Here is an 18641-nt window from a genome sequence, read left to right as displayed (position 1 = left end):
CGATCTCGTCAAACGGGTTCATCGACATCTTCACATTCGCAAGATCGACACCGCTACCGTCCGCCTTCACGCGAACCTTCACGTTATAGTCGATCACCCGCTTAACAGGCACCAATACCTTCATGGGCGTGTGTCTCCCTACTGTTGATTCCGCCCGGACGGGGCGGCTGAACAAGCTCTCGGCAATTTTGTTACAAGAGGGCCGGGGCGAGGGACAGAGTAAAATCGACCCGTTTCGGTGTCGCTACGTCACGTCGCAGACTATGTTTGCGCTAGCGGTGCGGATTGTGCAGCGATCCCAGGCAACGCGTGATGGATTCGCCCCCGCAACGGGTCAGCGGTTCGCGCCGGGAACCCAGAGGACGTCGGCGCGGCCCTCGTCATTTGCTATGCGCGCGGCGCAGAAGAACCAGTCCGACAGGCGGTTGAGGTATTTCACTGCCCAGTCATTGACCGATTCCATCGAGGCAAGCTCGACGGCATCGCGCTCGGCCCGGCGGGCCACGGTGCGGGCGTGGTGCAGATGTGCGGCCAGCGCCGATCCGCCGGGCAGGATGAAGCTGCGCAGGGGCTCAAGCCGCGCGATCATCGCGTCGATCTCGGCCTCAAGGCGCGAGACCTGCGATTCGACGATGCGCAGAACGGGGTAACCTGCCTCGGCGTCCTTCTCCATCTCGGGGCGTGCAAGATCGGCGCCGAGGTCGAAGAGGTCATTCTGGATACGGGCAAGGGCGGCGTCGGCCTCGCCCTCGGTATGCAGGCGGCACAGGCCCAGCACCGAGTTCAGCTCATCGACCGTGCCATAGGCGCAGACGCGGGGGGAGTGTTTGGCCACGCGGGCGCCGTTCACCAGCGCGGTTTCGCCCGCGTCGCCGGTCTTGGTGTAGATGCGGTTCAGAACGACCATGGCCGGCCCCCTTCAATCAACTGCTCTGGCGCAGCCAGACAAATAGCAGAATAAGCACGATCGCAACCGCCTGCGCCGCGATGCGCAGCCGCATCAGCTTGTTTGCGTGCTTGCGGTTGAACTCGCCGCCCTTCGCGAAGCCGCCGATTCCGATCATCAGGATCACCAGAACGGCAAGGCATGCGGAGGCAACGATGATGAAGAACATGTCGTCGCGCATTCAAATCTCCCAGGCGCCTCTCCCGGACGCAGCGTCAGACTAACGGGCGTGTCGGGAAATGCGACACAAAATCTCAGGCGCGGGCCAGAAGCCAGTCGCGCAGCCGCGCGGGGGCAAGGCGGCGGATCGTGGCGGCGGCATGCGTGGCCTTGGTCACATAGTAATGCGAGCGCGGGTTCGGCGCCTCAAGCGCCTCAAGGATTGCTGCGGTGACGGCCGACGCAGGCAGCTCGAAGCGGTCTTTTTTGCCCGAGGGCTCGTAAAGGCGCTTGAGAAGCGACGCCTGATATTGATCGCGCCGGGCTGAGTTCTGCCAGTCGATCCAGCGTTCAAAATGCGGGATCGAGTTGACGCGGATCTTCGAAGGGATCGGGCCTGGGTTGATGGTGATGATCTTGATCGGCGTGTCGCGCATCTCAAGCCGCAGCACGTCGGTCAGCCCCTCAAGGGCGAATTTGGTCGCCACATAGGCGCCGCGCCAGCGGATACCCACAAGGCCCAAGACCGAGGAACATTGCAAGATGCGTCCCGACCCTTGCAAGCGCATCACCTGGATGGCGCGGGCGGTCAGGTCGTGCAGGCCAAAAAGGTTGGTCTCGAAAATCTCGCGCAGCGCGCCTGCGGGCAGGTCTTCGACCGCACCGGGGCAGGCGAAGGCCGCGTTGTTGTAAAGCGCATCCAGACGGCCGCGCCCACGCGCAAGCGCCTCGTTAAAGCCCGCCTCGATCGAGGCGGGATCAGCAACGTCGAGCTGGAACGAGATCAGGCCTTCGCTGCGGAGACGCTCGCAGTCTTCTTCCTTGCGGCAGGTGGCGAAGACCTTCCAGCCCGCGGCCTTTAGCCCATGCGCCGCATCGTAGCCGATGCCCGAGGAGCAGCCGGTGATCAGGATGGTTTTCGACATGGCTGCCCCCGCAATTGTTGTGTAGGGGCAGTTCTGGCCGAGTTCCCGAGGGAATGGAAGCCGCTTGGTTCGCGATCAGGGCTTGGGGGGCTTGCCGGGCGCGGGGCGCAGCACATCGGGGCTAGGGGTGGGCGCATATTCGATCGGAACGATCAGCGCGCCGGATCGTTCCGATTGCGGCGGGGCATCGTCAACGGGTTGGGCACACGCCGCGCCGCAATCGGGGTTGGCACTGTTTTGCGCCGTGTCGCGCTGTCCCCAGACGGCAAGCACGACGAACACGGCGGCAAGCGTGGTCAGGGTCAGTTTCAGCATCGCGGCCTCCGTATCTTTGCGTCATTGCCCAAGATCGCGTGATGGCGCGGCGTGCATAATGTGAAAACGCGGCCCGAGTTCCCCCGCGTTTCGATAGGCCGCGCGTTTGAGGCTGGACCGGAACGCGGGGTCGATTTACACGGGGAACATGAGCGAGCACGATGATACCCCGCCCCAGTCCTTGACCTCCGAGCCGTTGTCGCGTGCGATCGGCGATCGCTATCTGACCTATGCGCTCTCGACGATCATGCACCGGGCGCTGCCCGATGCGCGGGACGGGCTGAAGCCGGTGCACCGGCGCATCCTGTTTGCCATGCGCGAGCTGAAGCTGAGCCCGACAGGCGGTTTCCGCAAATCGGCCAAGATCTCGGGCGACGTGATGGGGAACTACCACCCGCATGGTGATGCCGCGATCTACGATGCCATGGCGCGTCTGGCGCAGGATTTCGCGATGCGCTACCCGCTGGTGAACGGGCAGGGGAACTTCGGCAATATCGACGGCGATAACCCGGCCGCCTCGCGCTACACCGAGGCGCGGCTGGCGTTCCCGTCCGAGGCGCTGCTTGACGGGCTGGCCGAGAACGCGGTCGATTTCCGCCCGAACTATGATGGCACGCTGGAAGAGCCCATCGTGCTGCCCGCCGCCTTCCCGAACCTGCTGGCCAATGGCGCCAGCGGCATCGCGGTCGGCATGGCGACGAACATTCCGCCGCATAACCTTGATGAGCTGGTCGAGGCCTGTCAGGCGATGATCCGCGATCCGGGCATTTCCGACGATGCGCTGGTCGATCTGGTGCCCGGCCCCGATTTTCCGACCGGCGGCGTGATCGTGGAACCCAAGGACTCGATCCGCGAGAGCTACCGCACCGGGCGCGGCGCGTTCCGCCTGCGCGCGCGGTGGGAGAAAGAGGATCTTGGTCGTGGCCAGTGGCAGATCATCGTCACCGAGATCCCCTACCAGGTGCAGAAATCCAAGCTGATCGAGCGTCTGGCCGAACTGATCCAGACCAAGAAGGTGCCGGCGTTGGCCGATGTGCGCGACGAATCCGCCGATGACGTGCGGATTGTCCTTGAACCCAAGACCCGCACCATCGACCCCGAAATGCTGATGGGGATGCTGTTCCGCAGCTCGGACCTTGAGCTGCGCTTCAGCATGAACATGAACGTGTTGATCGACGGGCGGGTGCCCAAGGTGTGCTCGCTCAAAGAGGTGCTGCGCGCCTTCCTCGATCACCGGCGCGAGGTTCTGTGCCGCCGCAGCCAGCACCGGCTGGAGAAGATCGCGCACCGGCTTGAGGTCTTGAACGGCTATATCATCGCCTATCTCAACCTCGACCGGGTGATCGAGATCATTCGCACCGTGGATGAACCCAAGCCCGCACTGATGGCCGAGAACTGGGCCGTCACCGATGGCGACCGGGTCTTTCTGACCGACGTTCAGGCCGAGGCGATCCTCAACATGCGCCTGCGCAGCCTGCGCAAGCTTGAGGAAATGGAACTGCGCAACGAGCGCGACGCCCTGCTCGCCGAGCGCAGCGAGCTTGAGGCCCTTCTGAACAGCGAAAAGGCCCAGTGGAAACGGATTTCGGCGCAGCTCAAGGAAGTGCAGAAGCAATTCGGCAAGGGCACGGCTGCGGGTGCGCGCCGCACCGCTTTTGCGGATGCGACCGAGGTCGAGGAAGTGCCGATCGAGGCGATGATCGAGCGCGAGCCGATCACCGTGATCCTGTCGAAAATGGGCTGGGTGCGCGCGATGAAGGGGCACCAGGCGCTCGACGCCGAGGTCAAGTTCAAGGATGGCGACGGCCCGCTGTTTGCGCTCCACGCCGAGACGACCGACCGGATCGTGCTGATGGGGTCGAACGGGCGCGCCTATACGCTTCTGGGGGCGAACCTTCCCGGCGGGCGCGGCATGGGCGAACCCGTGCGACTGATGGTCGATCTGCCGAATGAGGCCGAGGTGACTCATATTCTTCTGCCAAAAGCGGGAGAGAAGTTCCTGATGGCCTCTTCGGATGGCGACGGCTTCATCGTGCCGGGCGAAGAGCTGGTGGCGCAGACGCGCGCGGGCAAGCAAGTGCTGAACATGCGCGAAGGCGCACGCACTCAGGTCTGTGCGCCGGTTTCGGGCGATCACGTCGCGTGTGTCGGGGAAAATCGCAAGGTTCTGGTCTTCGCCCTTGAAGAGCTGCCGGAAATGGCGCGCGGCAAGGGTGTGCGGCTGCAAAAGTTCAAGGATGGGGGGCTGTCGGATGCGGTCACCTTCACCCTGGCGGACGGTCTGAGCTGGAAAGACCCGGCCGGGCGTACGCGCACCGAGACCGACCTGTCGGAGTGGCTGGCCAAGCGGGCCTCGGCGGGCCGCATGGCACCGCGCGGCTTCCCGCGCGACAACCGCTTCAACTGATCGCGGGGGCGGCCGCGGCGGCCGGTTGTGCCGCCGCGCCGCCCGTCGATGTCCGATCCGTGACAGGCCAGCCCTAAACCTGTGCCAAGACGCGCCGGAATGCGCGAAGCGGGCTTGATTTTTCCGCTTCGGGGCAATAGGTAGCCCGCGATATTGACTCGGGCCAATTTCCGGCCCCCGAACCAGAGGCGCCCGCGACATGGCAAAGGCAAAGTTTGAACGGACGAAACCGCACGTCAACATCGGCACGATTGGCCACGTTGACCACGGCAAGACGACGCTGACGGCTGCGATCACCAAGTACTTTGGTGAATTCAAGGCTTACGACCAGATTGACGGCGCGCCGGAAGAGAAGGCTCGCGGGATCACGATCTCGACGGCCCACGTTGAATATGAATCGGCGAACCGTCACTACGCGCACGTCGACTGCCCCGGCCACGCCGACTACGTGAAGAACATGATCACGGGTGCTGCGCAGATGGACGGCGCGATCCTGGTGGTGAACGCGGCCGACGGCCCGATGCCGCAGACGCGCGAGCACATCCTGCTCGGCCGTCAGGTCGGCATTCCGTACATGGTCGTGTACATGAACAAGGTTGACCAGGTCGACGACGAGGAACTCCTCGAGCTCGTCGAGATGGAAATCCGCGAACTGCTGTCGTCGTACGACTATCCCGGCGACGATATTCCGATCATCAAGGGCTCGGCTCTGGCCGCGATGGAAGGCCGTGATCCGGAAATCGGCGAGAACTCGATCCGCGCGCTGATCGCCGCTGTCGACGAATACATCCCGACCCCGGAGCGCGCTGTCGACCAGCCGTTCCTGATGCCGATCGAAGACGTGTTCTCGATCTCGGGCCGCGGCACCGTTGTGACCGGCCGTGTTGAGCGTGGCGCTGTGAACGTGGGCGACGAACTCGAGATCGTCGGTATCCGCGCGACCAAGAAGACCACCTGCACGGGCGTCGAGATGTTCCGCAAGCTGCTCGATCGCGGTGAAGCTGGCGACAACATCGGCGCGCTGCTGCGCGGCGTTGACCGTGACGGCGTTGAGCGTGGTCAGGTTCTGTGCAAGCCGGGTTCGGTGAAGCCGCACACGAAGTTCGAAGCTGAAGCCTACATCCTCACGAAAGAGGAAGGTGGCCGTCACACGCCGTTCTTCGCGAACTACCGTCCGCAGTTCTACTTCCGCACCACGGACGTCACCGGCACCGTGAAGCTGCCGGAAGGCACCGAGATGGTGATGCCGGGCGACAACCTGAAGTTCGAAGTCGAACTGATCGCCCCGATCGCCATGGAAGAGAAGCTGCGCTTCGCTATCCGTGAAGGCGGCCGCACCGTCGGCGCTGGCGTCGTCTCGAAAATCATCGAGTGATTTCGATCACATCGTGACGGAAGGGCCGCCCTCGGGCGGCCCTTTTGCTTTGTGCGCAGGCGCTTTGCGCTTGGCGGGGCAGGGGGCCGAAAGGGATTGTGCGTGGCGGTGCAAATCGCACTTGATTTCCCCGCGCGGCTCCTTTAGCACCCCGCCTACGGCCTAGGGGTATAGCTCAGTTGGTAGAGCATCGGTCTCCAAAACCGAGGGTCGTGGGTTCGAGTCCCCCTGCCCCTGCCAGGTCGTCTTCCGGAAAATCCAGATCGAATGCGCGCTGATCCGGGGCGCGGTGGCCACATGCGGCAAGGTGCTTGAATTCGCGCGTCCGAACGCGTATCTGAACGCGGTCGCGCGTGGGTCGCCCACGCTGCAAAGAGAGGATGAGACGCATGGCAAACCCCCTTCAGTTCCTCCAGCAGGTTCGCTCGGAAGTGGGCAAGATCACCTGGCCGGCGCGCCGCGAGGTGATGCTGACCACCGGGATGGTCTTTGTCATGGCCGCGCTGACCGCGCTGTTCTTCTCGCTGGTGGACTGGATCATCCGTTTCGGCGTCAGCCAGATCATCGGCTGAGTCCCGCGGTTCTGCCGGTTTTGCCTTTATGCCCTTGAAAAACCGGCATTCGGGCTGTAAAGGGGCGGGACTTTCAGGGAACCGGCGTGCATCGATTCGGTCATGCACGCTGTTTTTTGTTCTGAGAGCGACGGCCAAGCCGTTGATGTAATGGAATTTTCGGCGCTCACGCGTCGGTGGAAGAAGGCACAGGCGAGCATGGCGAAGCGTTGGTATTCGGTGAGCGTTCTCTCGAACTTCGAGAAGAAAGTCGCCGAGCAAATCAAGCAGGCCGTGGAAGAGAAGGGCCTTCAGGACGAGATCGAAGAGGTTCTCGTTCCCACTGAGGAAGTGATCGAAATCCGTCGTGGCAAGAAGGTCACCTCGGAGCGCCGCTTCATGCCGGGCTATGTGCTTGTGCGGATGGAAATGACCGATCGGGGCTATCACCTGATCAACTCGATCAACCGGGTGACCGGTTTCCTCGGCCCGCAGGGCAAGCCGATGCCGATGCGCGACGCCGAGGTGAACCAGATCCTGAACCGCGTCGACGAATCGGGCGAGGCCGCAGCGCCGCGCAACCTGATCCGTTTCGAGGTGGGCGAGAACGTGAATGTGACCGACGGTCCGTTCGAGGGCTTCTCGGGCATGGTCGAGGAAGTGGACGACGCCGCGGGCCGCCTGAAGGTGACCGTGTCGATCTTCGGCCGGCCGACGCCGGTCGAGCTGGAGTTCACCCAGGTGTCGAAAGTCGCCTGAGTGGGAGCCGTGGGAGGCGAGGGCTGAGGCCCGAACCGGACCGCTAAACTTCGCGCCGCAGGGCGTGACAGTGACAAGGAGAGGGCCACATGGCCAAGAAAGTCATCGGGCAGCTCAAGCTGCAAATCAAGGCTGGCGCCGCCAACCCGTCGCCGCCGGTCGGTCCCGCGCTCGGTCAGCGCGGCATCAACATCATGGAATTCTGCAAGGCGTTCAACGCGCGCACGCAGGAGATGGAAAAAGACATGCCGGTGCCGGTGGTTATCACCTACTACGCCGACAAGTCGTTCACCTTCGAGACCAAGACCTCGCCGGCCTCGTACTTCCTGAAGAAGGCCGCTGGCCTGAAGCCGGTTGGCAAGCGCAACCGTCCGAAGGGGTCGCCGAAGCCGGGTCGTGAAGTCGCCGGTTACGTGACCGCCGCCCAGGTGCGCGAGATCGCCCAGGCGAAGATGAAGGACCTTTCGGCGAATGACGTCGAAGCCGCGATGCAGATCATCCTCGGCTCGGCGAAGTCGATCGGTATCGAGGTGAAAGGGTAAGCCATGGCCAAGCTCGGTAAACGTACGGCCGCTGCGCGCGCCGCTTTCGAAGGCAAGGACAACCTCTCGGTTGAAGAGGCTGTCAAGCTGATCAAGTCGGCGGCTACGGCCAAGTTCGACGAAACCCTCGAGATCGCGATGAACCTGGGCGTTGACCCGCGTCACGCCGACCAGATGGTCCGCGGCGTGGTTCAGCTGCCGAACGGCACGGGCAAGACCGTGCGCGTTGCAGTGTTCGCCCGTGGCGCCAAGGCTGACGAAGCCAAGAACGCTGGCGCGGATATCGTCGGTGCGGAAGACCTGATGGAAACCATCCAGTCGGGCAAGATCGAGTTCGATCGCTGCATCGCGACCCCGGACATGATGCCGCTGGTCGGCCGTCTGGGTAAGATCCTCGGCCCGCGCAACCTGATGCCGAACCCGAAGGTCGGCACGGTGACGATGGACGTCGCGACCGCTGTGACCGCTGCCAAGGGCGGCGAAGTGCAGTTCAAGGTCGAAAAGGCCGGCGTGATCCACGGCGGTATCGGCAAGGTCTCGTTCTCGGAAGACAAGCTGGCCGAGAACGTGCGCGCCTTTGTCGACGCCGTTTCGAAAGCCAAGCCCACGGGCGCGAAGGGCACCTACCTCAAGAAGGTGTCGCTGAGCTCGACCATGGGCCCGGGCGTTTCGCTGGACCTCGCCTCGGCGACCGCGAAATAAGAATTTGCCGGGAAACCGGCGAATGACGGGGCGCTCGCTCGCCCCGTCCTGTCCGAGACGGAGGGTGCCGGTTCCCGGCTTAATTTCCTTCCTGAGATGGGGAACGAGAATTTCCGAGGGCGACCTCGGGCGATCTTCTCGGGAACCGATCGGACCCGATCCTCAGGGCATTCGCCCGGAGGAAAATGAGAGCCGGGGGGAAACCCCCATACTTGGAGTGTAACCGTGGATAGAGCCCAAAAAGAGAAAGTGGTCGAGGAACTCGGCCAGATCTTCGAAAGCTCTGGCGTCGTGGTGGTTGCCCACTACGAAGGCATGACGGTTGCTCAGATGCAGGACCTCCGCGCGCGCATGCGCGAAGCCGGTGGTTCGGTTCGCGTTGCCAAGAACACGCTCGCCAAGATCGCCCTTGAGGGTAAGCCTTGCGAAAGCATGGCCGGCCTTCTGACGGGTATGACCGTCCTTGCCTTCTCCGAGGATCCTGTGGCTGCGGCCAAGGTCTCGGTGGACTACGCCAAGGCGAACGACAAGTTCGCTATCCTTGGCGGGGCCATGGGCACGGAGGCTCTGGATCCGGCCGGTGTCAAAGTCGTCGCTGCCATGCCGTCGCGTGAAGAGCTCATCGCTCAGATCGCCTCGTGCATCGGTGCGCCTGCTTCGAACATCGCTGGTGCCATTGGCGCGCCTGCTTCGAACATCGCGGGCATCCTCAAGACTCTTGAGGAGCGGGAAGCCGCCTGAAGCAACCAATTGCCTTCGTTGGGATAAGCCCGACGTTGGAAAACCCTATATCAGAATGGAACGGAAAAATGGCCGATCTTAAAGCCCTTGCTGAGCAAATCGTCAACCTGACGCTGCTGGAAGCCCAAGAACTGAAAACGATCCTCAAAGACGAGTACGGCATCGAGCCGGCCGCCGGTGGCGCCGTCATGATGGCTGGCCCGGCTGCTGCCGCTGCCCCGGCTGAGGAAGAAAAGACCGAGTTCGACGTCGTCCTGACCGACGCCGGCGCGAACAAGATCAACGTGATCAAAGAAGTCCGCGCGATCACCGGTCTGGGCCTGAAAGAAGCCAAGGACCTCGTGGAAGCTGGCGGCAAGGTCAAAGAAGCTGCGGCGAAGGCCGAAGCCGAAGAGATCAAGAAGAAGCTCGAAGCGGCTGGCGCCAAGGTCGAGCTCAAGTAATCGGGTCGGATGCCTGCGCATCCGCTTGATTGAAAATTGGCTGGGTCCGGGCTTGTCCCGGGCCCAGCCGAACCTGTCTCGGAGAGGGCTAATCGCTCTTTAGCTCTCTCCAAGGCGGCGTTCGCGGTTCGGGAGCCATCCGGTGGGACGGGTGGCAGGTATGGGACCGCCCCCCTTCATTCGCCTGCGGCGCGCACCGGGCCCCGACGTTGCGCACCCGCGAAGAGACGAAAGGTCACGACGAGCATGGCTCAAGCTTACGTTGGTCAGAAGCGCATCCGCCGCTTCTACGGCAAAATCCGTGAAGTCCTTGAAATGCCGAACCTCATCGAGGTTCAGAAAGCTTCCTACGATCTGTTCCTGCGTTCGGGTGAAGCCGAAAAGCCGCAGGACGGCGAGGGCCTCCAGGGCGTTTTCCAGTCGGTTTTCCCGATCAAGGATTTCAACGACAACGCAATTCTCGAATTCGTCAAATACGAGCTGGAAAAGCCGAAATACGACGTCGATGAGTGCATGCAGCGCGACCTGACCTATTCGGCCCCGCTGAAGGTTACCCTGCGCCTGATCGTGTTCGATCTGGACGAAAACACCGGCGCGCGTTCGGTGAAGGACATCAAGGAGCAGGACGTGTTCATGGGCGACATGCCGCTCATGACTCCGAACGGCACCTTCATCGTGAACGGCACCGAGCGCGTCATCGTGAGCCAGATGCACCGCTCGCCGGGCGTGTTCTTCGACCATGACCGCGGCAAGACCCATTCCTCGGGCAAGCTGCTGTTCGCCTGCCGGATCATTCCCTACCGCGGTTCGTGGCTGGACTTCGAGTTCGATGCCAAGGATCTCGTGTTCGCGCGCATCGACCGTCGCCGCAAGCTGCCGGTGACCACGCTGCTCTACGCGCTTGGTCTCGACCAGGAAGGCATCATGGATGCCTATTACAACACGGTAAACTTCCGCGCCGAGGGCAAGCGTGGCTGGGTTTCGCGCTTCTTCCCCGAGCGCGTGCGCGGCACCCGTCCGACCTACGACCTGATCGACGCCGGCACCGGCGAGGTCATCCTGAAGGCGGGCGAGAAAGCCACCCCGCGGATGGTCAAGAAATGGATCGACGAGGGCAAGATCACCGAGCTGCTCGTGCCGTTCGAGCACATCCTGGGCCGCTTCGTCGCCAAGGACATCATCAACGAGTCGACCGGCTACATCTATGTCGAGGCGGGCGATGAGCTGACCGCCGATTACGACAAGGAAGGCCAGCTGGTTGGCGGCACCGTCAAGACGCTGCTCGACAATGGCGTCACCGATATCCCGGTGCTCGACATCGACAACGTGAACGTCGGTCCCTACATCCGCAACACGATGGCTGCGGACAAGAACTGGAACCGCGACACCGCGCTGATGGATATCTACCGCGTGATGCGTCCGGGTGAACCGCCGACCGTCGAAGCGGCCTCGTCGCTGTTCGACACGCTGTTCTTCGATAGCGAGCGCTACGACCTCTCGGCCGTGGGTCGCGTTAAGATGAATATGCGCCTCGACCTCGACGCGCCGGACACGCAGCGCACGCTGCGCCGCGCCGACATCATCGCCTGCATCAAGGGCCTGGTGGAACTGCGCGACGGCAAAGGCGAGATCGACGACATCGACCACCTCGGCAACCGCCGGGTGCGTTCGGTCGGCGAACTCATGGAGAACCAGTACCGCGTCGGTCTGCTGCGCATGGAGCGCGCGATCAAGGAGCGCATGTCGTCGGTCGAGATCGACACCGTCATGCCGCAGGATCTGATCAACGCGAAACCGGCCGCCGCCGCGGTGCGCGAATTCTTCGGCTCCTCGCAGCTGTCGCAGTTCATGGACCAGACCAACCCGCTCTCGGAAGTCACGCACAAGCGTCGTCTTTCGGCGCTCGGGCCGGGCGGTCTGACCCGCGAACGTGCGGGCTTCGAGGTTCGCGACGTTCACCCGACCCACTACGGCCGGATGTGCCCGATTGAAACGCCCGAAGGTCAGAACATCGGTCTGATCAACTCGCTGGCCACCTTCGCCCGTGTGAACAAGTACGGCTTCATCGAGACCCCCTACCGCAAGGTGATGGACGGCAAGGTGACGGACGACGTGGTCTACATGTCGGCCACCGAAGAGATGCGCCACACGGTCGCGCAGGCGAACGCCTCGCTCGACGCCGAGGGCCGTTTCACCAATGAACTCGTCTCGACCCGTCAGGGCGGCGAATTCATGCTCAACCCGTCTGAAGCCGTTGACCTGATCGACGTTTCGCCGAAACAGCTGGTTTCGGTCGGTGCGGCGCTCATCCCGTTCCTGGAAAACGACGACGCCAACCGCGCCCTGATGGGTGCGAACATGCAACGTCAGGCCGTGCCGCTGCTGCGCTCGGAAGCCCCCTTTGTGGGCACCGGCATGGAAGCGGTCGTGGCGCGCGACTCGGGAGCGGCGATCATGGCCAAGCGCGGCGGGATCATCGACCAGGTCGATGCCTCGCGTATCGTTATCCGCGCGAACGAAGACCTGGGCATGGGCGATGCCGGCGTTGACATCTATCGTCTGCGCAAGTTCAAGCGCTCGAACCAGTCCTCGACCATCAACCAGCGTCCCATCGTGAAAGTGGGCGACATCGTTGCCAAGGGTCAGGTCATCGCTGACGGTCCCTCGACCGATCAGGGCGAACTGGCTATCGGTCGCAACGTGGTCGTCGCCTTCATGCCCTGGAATGGCTACAACTACGAAGACTCGATCCTGATCTCCGAGCGGATCCACCGCGACGACGTGTTCACCTCGATCCATATCGACGAATACGAAGTTGCCGCGCGTGACACCAAGCTCGGGCCGGAAGAGATCACCCGCGACATCCCGAACGTCGGCGAGGAAGCCCTGCGCAACCTCGACGAAGCCGGTATCGTCTATATCGGCGCCGAAGTCGGCCCGGGTGACATCCTCGTCGGCAAGATCACTCCGAAGGGCGAAAGCCCGATGACGCCGGAAGAAAAGCTTCTGCGCGCCATCTTCGGGGAAAAGGCGTCGGACGTGCGCGATACTTCGCTGCGCCTACCGCCGGGTGCATATGGCACGATCGTCGAGGTTCGTGTGTTCAACCGCCACGGCGTGGACAAGGACGAGCGCGCGCTGCAGATCGAGCGTGAGGAAGTCGAACGTCTGGCCCGTGACCGGGACGACGAGCTGGCGATCCTCGAGCGCAACATCTACGCGCGTCTGAAGTCGCTGATCATCGGCAAGACCGCCGTCAAGGGGCCGAAAGGCGTCAAGGCCGGTTCGGAGATCAACGACGAACTGCTGAGCACGCTGTCGCGTGGCCAGTGGTGGCAGCTTGCGCTGGAAAACGAGAACGACGCCAAGGAAGTCGAAGCGCTGAACGACCAGTTCGACGCCCAGAAGCGCGCGCTTGAGCTGCGCTTCGAGGACAAGGTCGAGAAGGTCCGCCAGGGCGACGACCTGCCTCCGGGCGTGATGAAGATGGTCAAGGTGTTCGTCGCCGTGAAGCGCAAGCTTCAGGCCGGCGACAAGATGGCCGGTCGTCACGGGAACAAGGGTGTCGTGTCGAAAGTCGTCCCGATGGAAGACATGCCCTTCCTGGCCGATGGCACTCCGGTTGACCTCGTTCTGAACCCGCTCGGCGTGCCGTCGCGTATGAACGTCGGTCAGATCCTCGAAACGCATATGGGCTGGGCCGCGCGCGGTCTGGGCCTGCAGATCGACGAGGCCATCAAGGAATACCGTCGTTCGGGCGATCTGACCCCGGTGCGCGAAGCCATGAAACACGGCTACGGTGCGGAAACCTACGAGGAAGCCTTCGCCTCGATGGACGAAGACCGCTTCGTGGAATGCGCCGAAACCGTTCGTGGCGGCGTTCCGATCGCGACCCCGGTCTTCGACGGTGCCAAGGAAGCCGACGTCAACGACGCGCTGATCCGCGCGGGCTTTGACCAGTCGGGCCAGTCGGTCGTCTTCGACGGCCGCACGGGTGAACAGTTCGCGCGTCCGGTTACCGTGGGCGTGAAGTACTTCCTCAAGCTGCACCACCTTGTCGACGACAAGATGCACGCTCGTTCGACCGGTCCGTACTCGCTTGTCACGCAGCAGCCGCTGGGTGGTAAGGCGCAGTTCGGTGGTCAGCGTCTGGGTGAGATGGAGGTCTGGGCTCTGGAAGCCTACGGCGCCGCCTACACCCTGCAAGAGATGCTGACGGTGAAGTCGGATGACGTGGCAGGCCGGACCAAGGTCTATGAGTCGATCGTCAAGGGCGAGGACAACTTCGAGGCCGGCGTGCCGGAATCGTTCAACGTTCTCGTCAAAGAGGTCCGGGGCCTCGGCCTCAACATGGAACTCCTGGATGCGGAGGACGAGGAGTGAGGGGTTCACCCCTCATTCCCTCCCCTCTGCCCTCATTCAAGGAATAACAGATGAACCAGGAACTGACCCAAAACCCGTTCAACCCGCTGGCCGCGCCCAAGCAGTTCGACGAGATCAAGATCTCGCTGGCCTCGCCCGAGCGCATCCTGTCGTGGTCCTACGGCGAGATCAAAAAGCCCGAGACCATCAACTACCGGACCTTCAAGCCGGAGCGTGATGGCCTGTTCTGCGCCCGTATCTTTGGCCCGATCAAGGATTACGAGTGCCTGTGCGGCAAGTACAAGCGCATGAAGTATCGCGGCGTTGTCTGCGAGAAATGCGGCGTCGAAGTTACCCTCCAGAAGGTGCGCCGCGAGCGCATGGGCCACATCGAGCTGGCCTCGCCCGTCGCCCACATCTGGTTCCTCAAGTCGCTGCCCTCGCGCATCGGCCTGATGCTGGACATGACGCTGCGCGATCTTGAGCGCATCCTCTACTTCGAAAACTACGTCGTCATCGAGCCGGGTCTGACCGACCTGAGCTATGGTCAACTGCTGACCGAAGACGAGTATCTGGACGCGCAGGACCAGTATGGCGCCGACGCCTTCACCGCCAATATCGGCGCTGAGGCGATCCGTGAGATGCTGGCCGCGATCGACCTCGACGCGACCGCCGAGCAACTCCGCGAAGAGCTGAAGGAAGCGACCGGCGAGCTGAAGCCGAAGAAGATCATCAAGCGTCTGAAGATCGTTGAAAGCTTCATCGAGTCGGGCAACCGCCCCGAGTGGATGGTGCTGACCGTGCTTCCGGTGATCCCGCCGGAACTGCGTCCGCTCGTGCCGCTCGATGGTGGCCGTTTCGCGACCTCGGACCTGAACGATCTGTATCGCCGCGTCATCAACCGTAACAACCGCCTCAAGCGCCTTATCGAGCTGCGTGCGCCCGATATCATCGTGCGCAACGAAAAGCGGATGCTGCAGGAATCGGTCGATGCGCTGTTCGACAACGGCCGTCGTGGCCGCGTCATCACGGGCACCAACAAGCGCCCGCTGAAGTCGCTCTCGGACATGCTCAAGGGTAAGCAGGGCCGCTTCCGTCAGAACCTTCTGGGTAAGCGCGTCGACTTCTCGGGCCGTTCGGTCATCGTGACCGGTCCGGAACTGAAGCTGCACCAGTGCGGTCTGCCCAAGAAGATGGCGCTCGAACTGTTCAAGCCCTTCATCTACTCGCGCCTTGAAGCCAAGGGCCTGTCGAGCACGGTGAAGCAGGCGAAGAAACTGGTCGAGAAAGAGCGCCCCGAGGTCTGGGACATCCTGGACGAGGTGATCCGCGAGCACCCGGTTCTGCTGAACCGTGCGCCGACGCTGCACCGTCTGGGCATCCAGGCTTTCGAACCCGTTCTGATCGAAGGCAAGGCGATCCAGCTGCACCCGCTCGTCTGCTCGGCGTTCAACGCCGACTTCGACGGTGACCAGATGGCCGTCCACGTGCCGCTTTCGCTGGAAGCCCAGCTGGAAGCCCGCGTGCTGATGATGTCGACGAACAACGTTCTGTCGCCCGCCAACGGCTCGCCGATCATCGTTCCCTCGCAGGACATGATCCTTGGCCTCTACTACACCACGATGGAGCGCAAGGGCATGCCGGGCGAAGGCATGACCTTCGGTTCGGTCGAGGAAGTGGAGCACGCGCTGAACGCCGGTGTCGTGCACCTGCACGCCAAGATCAGCGCGCGCATCAAGCAGATCGACGAAGAGGGCAACGAGGTCTTCAAGCGTTACGAGACCACCCCCGGCCGTATGCGCCTCGGTGCTCTGCTGCCGCTGAACGCCAAGGCGCCGTTTGAGCTGGTGAACCGCCTGCTGCGCAAGAAGGACGTGCAAAACGTCATCGACACCGTCTACCGCTACTGCGGCCAGAAAGAGTCGGTGATCTTCTGTGACCAAATCATGGGCATGGGCTTCCGCGAGGCCTTCCGCGCCGGTATCTCGTTCGGCAAGGACGACATGGTGATCCCCGATACCAAGTGGGACATCGTGAACGGCGTGCGCGATCAGGTCAAAGAGTTCGAACAGCAGTACATGGACGGCCTGATCACTCAGGGCGAAAAGTACAACAAGGTTGTCGACGCCTGGTCGAAGTGCTCGGACGCCGTGGCCGGCGAGATGATGAAAGAGATCTCGGCCGTGCGCGTGGACGATGCGGGCATGGAGAAAGAGCCGAACTCGGTCTACATGATGTCGCACTCGGGTGCGCGGGGTTCGCCTGCTCAGATGAAGCAGCTTGGCGGTATGCGCGGCCTGATGGCCAAGCCGTCGGGTGAGATCATCGAGACGCCGATCATCTCGAACTTCAAGGAAGGCCTGACCGTTCTTGAATACTTCAACTCGACCCACGGCGCCCGTAAGGGTCTGGCCGATACCGCGCTCAAGACGGCGAACTCGGGTTACCTGACCCGCCGTCTGGTGGACGTGGCGCAGGACTGCATCGTGCGTTCGCACGATTGCGGCACCGAGCGCGCGATCACCGCTTCGGCTGCGGTCAACGATGGCGAGGTTGTCGCGCCCCTGTCCGAACGTGTTCTGGGCCGTGTGGCCGCGGATGACGTTCTGGTTCCGGGATCGGACGAGGTCATCGTGCGCAAGAACGAGCTGATCGACGAGCGCAAGGCCGACCTGATCGAGCAGAACGGCGTGCAGTCGGTGCGTATCCGCTCGGCTCTGACGTGTGAGGCCGACGAGGGCGTTTGCGCGCTCTGCTACGGTCGTGACCTGGCGCGCGGTACGCTGGTGAACCAGGGCGAAGCGGTGGGTATCATCGCCGCCCAGTCGATCGGTGAACCCGGCACGCAGCTGACGATGCGGACCTTCCACATCGGCGGTATCGCTCAGGGTGGTTCGCAGTCCTTCCAGGAAGCGAGCCAGGAGGGCAAGATCGAGTTCCGCAACGCCAACCTGCTGACCAACGCCAATGGCGAACAGATCGTCATGGGCCGCAACATGCAGATGGCGATCATTGACGAGCACGGCGAAGAGCGGGCGAGCCACAAGCTCACCTACGGCTCGAAGCTGCACGTCAAGGAAGGCGACTCGGTCAAGCGCGGCACCAAGCTCTACGAATGGGACCCCTACACCCTGCCGATCATCGCCGAGAAGGCGGGTGTGGCGAAGTTCGTGGACCTAGTTTCGGGTATCGCCGTGCGCGAGGAAACCGACGAAGCGACCGGCATGACGCAGAAGATCGTCACGGACTGGCGGGCGGCGCCGAAAGGCAACGACCTCAAGCCCGAGATCATCATCGTCAACGCCGATGGCGAGCCGGTGCGCAACGAGGCTGGCAACCCGGTCACCTACCCGATGTCGGTCGACGCGATTCTGTCGATCGAGGACGGTCAGGAGATCAAGGCCGGTGACGTTGTCGCCCGTATCCCGCGCGAAGGTGCGAAGACCAAGGACATCACCGGCGGTCTGCCGCGTGTGGCCGAACTCTTCGAAGCCCGCCGTCCGAAGGATCACGCCATCATCGCCGAGATCGACGGCTATGTGCGCTTTGGCAAGGACTACAAGAACAAGCGCCGCATCGCTATCGAGCCGACGCAGGACGGTCTGGAGCCGGTCGAATACATGGTGCCGAAAGGCAAGCACATCCCGGTGCAGGAAGGCGACTTCGTGCAGAAGGGTGACTACATCATGGACGGCAACCCGGCGCCGCATGACATCCTGCGCATCATGGGGATCGAGGCTCTGGCCGACTACCTCATCGACGAGGTGCAGGACGTCTATCGACTGCAGGGCGTGAAGATCAACGACAAGCACATCGAGGTGATCGTTCGCCAGATGCTGCAAAAGATCGAGATCCTCGACTCGGGCGACACGACGCTGCTCAAGGGCGAGCACATCGACAAGGCGGAGTTCGAAGAAGAGAACGCCAAGGTCGAAGCGCGCGGTGGCCGTCCGGCCTCGGGCGAGCCGGTGCTCTTGGGTATCACCAAGGCCTCGCTGCAAACCCGTTCGTTCATCTCGGCAGCCTCCTTCCAGGAGACGACCCGCGTGCTGACCGAAGCTTCGGTTCAGGGCAAGCGCGACAAGCTCGTCGGCCTGAAAGAGAACGTGATCGTCGGCCGTCTGATCCCGGCGGGCACGGGTGGCGCGACCACCCGCGTGCGCAAGATCGCCGCGGACCGCGACCACAAGGTCATCGAAGCGCGTCGTGCCGAGGCGGAAGCCGCGGCTGCGCTGGCGGCTCCGATCGTCGAAGAGGCCGATTTCGGCCCGGTCGAGACCCCGGAAAGCCGCGATTGATCGCAGCCGACGGATGAAAGCATTGCCCCCGCGCGATAGCCTCGCGCGGGGGTTTTTCTTTCCTGAGGTCGAATGTCGCAGGTGCGACGGACGCCGCAGGCGGTAGCGTTCAATC

General features: G+C 62.9%; 14 protein-coding genes, 1 tRNA gene and 1 pseudogene. 11 read left to right on the top strand and 5 right to left on the bottom strand.

Features of this window, described 5'->3' with window-relative positions; translation table 11 throughout:
• The 5 genes and pseudogenes from LZA78_RS13725 to LZA78_RS13705 form a co-directional block, all read right to left on the bottom strand.
• A pseudogene (locus LZA78_RS13725) lies at nucleotides 1-124 on the bottom strand (electron transfer flavoprotein subunit beta/FixA family protein); the annotation flags it as partial.
• Nucleotides 125-334: 210 nt separating this feature from the next.
• Nucleotides 335-907 carry a cob(I)yrinic acid a,c-diamide adenosyltransferase gene (locus tag LZA78_RS13720; RefSeq protein WP_233677483.1) on the bottom strand — a complete coding sequence of 191 codons (573 nt, stop codon included), beginning with the start codon at nucleotides 905-907 and terminating at the stop codon, nucleotides 335-337.
• A 16-nt stretch (nucleotides 908-923) separates the two neighbouring features.
• A complete protein-coding gene (locus LZA78_RS13715; protein ID WP_233677482.1) occupies nucleotides 924-1127 on the bottom strand; it encodes a twin transmembrane helix small protein in 204 nt (67 codons plus the stop codon).
• Between the two features lie 73 nt (nucleotides 1128-1200).
• Entirely contained in the window at nucleotides 1201-2031 is an 831-nt protein-coding gene (locus LZA78_RS13710; protein WP_233677481.1) for an SDR family NAD(P)-dependent oxidoreductase, read from the bottom strand.
• A gap of 75 nt (nucleotides 2032-2106) precedes the next feature.
• The gene (locus LZA78_RS13705; RefSeq protein ID WP_233677480.1) at nucleotides 2107-2346 is read right to left on the bottom strand and encodes a hypothetical protein; all 240 of its coding nucleotides are present in this window, start codon (nucleotides 2344-2346) and stop codon (nucleotides 2107-2109) included.
• Nucleotides 2347-2494: 148 nt separating this feature from the next.
• On the opposite strand from LZA78_RS13705, the gene parC reads away from it, so the two are divergent.
• From parC to rpoC, 11 genes are all read left to right on the top strand, one after another.
• A complete protein-coding gene (gene parC, locus LZA78_RS13700; protein WP_233677479.1) occupies nucleotides 2495-4753 on the top strand; it encodes a DNA topoisomerase IV subunit A in 2259 nt (752 codons plus the stop codon).
• Between the two features lie 199 nt (nucleotides 4754-4952).
• Nucleotides 4953-6128, top strand: coding sequence for an elongation factor Tu (gene tuf, locus LZA78_RS13695; RefSeq protein WP_233677478.1), 1176 nt, complete (start codon nucleotides 4953-4955; stop codon nucleotides 6126-6128).
• A 164-nt stretch (nucleotides 6129-6292) separates the two neighbouring features.
• A tRNA-Trp gene (locus LZA78_RS13690) sits at nucleotides 6293-6368 on the top strand.
• A 149-nt stretch (nucleotides 6369-6517) separates the two neighbouring features.
• Complete coding sequence (gene secE / locus LZA78_RS13685; RefSeq protein WP_218630902.1) at nucleotides 6518-6700, top strand: preprotein translocase subunit SecE; 183 nt, start codon at nucleotides 6518-6520, stop codon at nucleotides 6698-6700.
• 198 nt (nucleotides 6701-6898) lie between these two features.
• Nucleotides 6899-7438, top strand: a complete 540-nt coding sequence (gene nusG, locus LZA78_RS13680) for a transcription termination/antitermination protein NusG (RefSeq protein WP_233677477.1) — start codon at nucleotides 6899-6901, stop codon at nucleotides 7436-7438.
• Between the two features lie 89 nt (nucleotides 7439-7527).
• A complete protein-coding gene (rplK, locus tag LZA78_RS13675) occupies nucleotides 7528-7980 on the top strand; it encodes a 50S ribosomal protein L11 (RefSeq protein WP_233677476.1) in 453 nt (150 codons plus the stop codon).
• 3 nt (nucleotides 7981-7983) lie between these two features.
• Complete coding sequence (rplA, locus tag LZA78_RS13670; protein WP_233677475.1) at nucleotides 7984-8682, top strand: 50S ribosomal protein L1; 699 nt, start codon at nucleotides 7984-7986, stop codon at nucleotides 8680-8682.
• A 225-nt stretch (nucleotides 8683-8907) separates the two neighbouring features.
• Complete coding sequence (rplJ, locus tag LZA78_RS13665) at nucleotides 8908-9423, top strand: 50S ribosomal protein L10 (protein WP_233677474.1); 516 nt, start codon at nucleotides 8908-8910, stop codon at nucleotides 9421-9423.
• A gap of 68 nt (nucleotides 9424-9491) precedes the next feature.
• Nucleotides 9492-9866 (top strand): 50S ribosomal protein L7/L12, encoded by a 375-nt coding sequence (gene rplL, locus LZA78_RS13660; protein WP_233677473.1) that lies wholly within the window; start codon nucleotides 9492-9494, stop codon nucleotides 9864-9866.
• Between the two features lie 246 nt (nucleotides 9867-10112).
• Nucleotides 10113-14249, top strand: a complete 4137-nt coding sequence (rpoB, locus tag LZA78_RS13655) for a DNA-directed RNA polymerase subunit beta (protein WP_233677472.1) — start codon at nucleotides 10113-10115, stop codon at nucleotides 14247-14249.
• Between the two features lie 50 nt (nucleotides 14250-14299).
• A complete protein-coding gene (rpoC, locus tag LZA78_RS13650; protein WP_233677471.1) occupies nucleotides 14300-18526 on the top strand; it encodes a DNA-directed RNA polymerase subunit beta' in 4227 nt (1408 codons plus the stop codon).
• The last annotated feature ends 115 nt before the right edge of the window (nucleotides 18527-18641 follow it).

Origin of the sequence: Rhodobacter flavimaris, from assembly GCF_021378075.1 — a bacterium.
GTDB classification, from domain to species: domain Bacteria; phylum Pseudomonadota; class Alphaproteobacteria; order Rhodobacterales; family Rhodobacteraceae; genus Rhodobacter; species Rhodobacter flavimaris.
Note: the sequence above shows the minus strand (reverse complement) of the source record. Positions and strands in the feature narration are given on the sequence as shown.

Coding starts and splice junctions, on each gene's coding strand:
- LZA78_RS13720 (WP_233677483.1), bottom strand. CDS start 907: ATGGTCGTTCTGAACCGCATCTACACCAAGACCGGCGACGCGGGCGAA.
- LZA78_RS13715 (WP_233677482.1), bottom strand. CDS start 1,127: ATGCGCGACGACATGTTCTTCATCATCGTTGCCTCCGCATGCCTTGCC.
- LZA78_RS13710 (WP_233677481.1), bottom strand. CDS start 2,031: ATGTCGAAAACCATCCTGATCACCGGCTGCTCCTCGGGCATCGGCTAC.
- LZA78_RS13705 (WP_233677480.1), bottom strand. CDS start 2,346: ATGCTGAAACTGACCCTGACCACGCTTGCCGCCGTGTTCGTCGTGCTT.
- parC (WP_233677479.1), top strand. CDS start 2,495: ATGAGCGAGCACGATGATACCCCGCCCCAGTCCTTGACCTCCGAGCCG.
- tuf (WP_233677478.1), top strand. CDS start 4,953: ATGGCAAAGGCAAAGTTTGAACGGACGAAACCGCACGTCAACATCGGC.
- secE (WP_218630902.1), top strand. CDS start 6,518: ATGGCAAACCCCCTTCAGTTCCTCCAGCAGGTTCGCTCGGAAGTGGGC.
- nusG (WP_233677477.1), top strand. CDS start 6,899: ATGGCGAAGCGTTGGTATTCGGTGAGCGTTCTCTCGAACTTCGAGAAG.
- rplK (WP_233677476.1), top strand. CDS start 7,528: ATGGCCAAGAAAGTCATCGGGCAGCTCAAGCTGCAAATCAAGGCTGGC.
- rplA (WP_233677475.1), top strand. CDS start 7,984: ATGGCCAAGCTCGGTAAACGTACGGCCGCTGCGCGCGCCGCTTTCGAA.
- rplL (WP_233677473.1), top strand. CDS start 9,492: ATGGCCGATCTTAAAGCCCTTGCTGAGCAAATCGTCAACCTGACGCTG.
- rpoB (WP_233677472.1), top strand. CDS start 10,113: ATGGCTCAAGCTTACGTTGGTCAGAAGCGCATCCGCCGCTTCTACGGC.
- rpoC (WP_233677471.1), top strand. CDS start 14,300: ATGAACCAGGAACTGACCCAAAACCCGTTCAACCCGCTGGCCGCGCCC.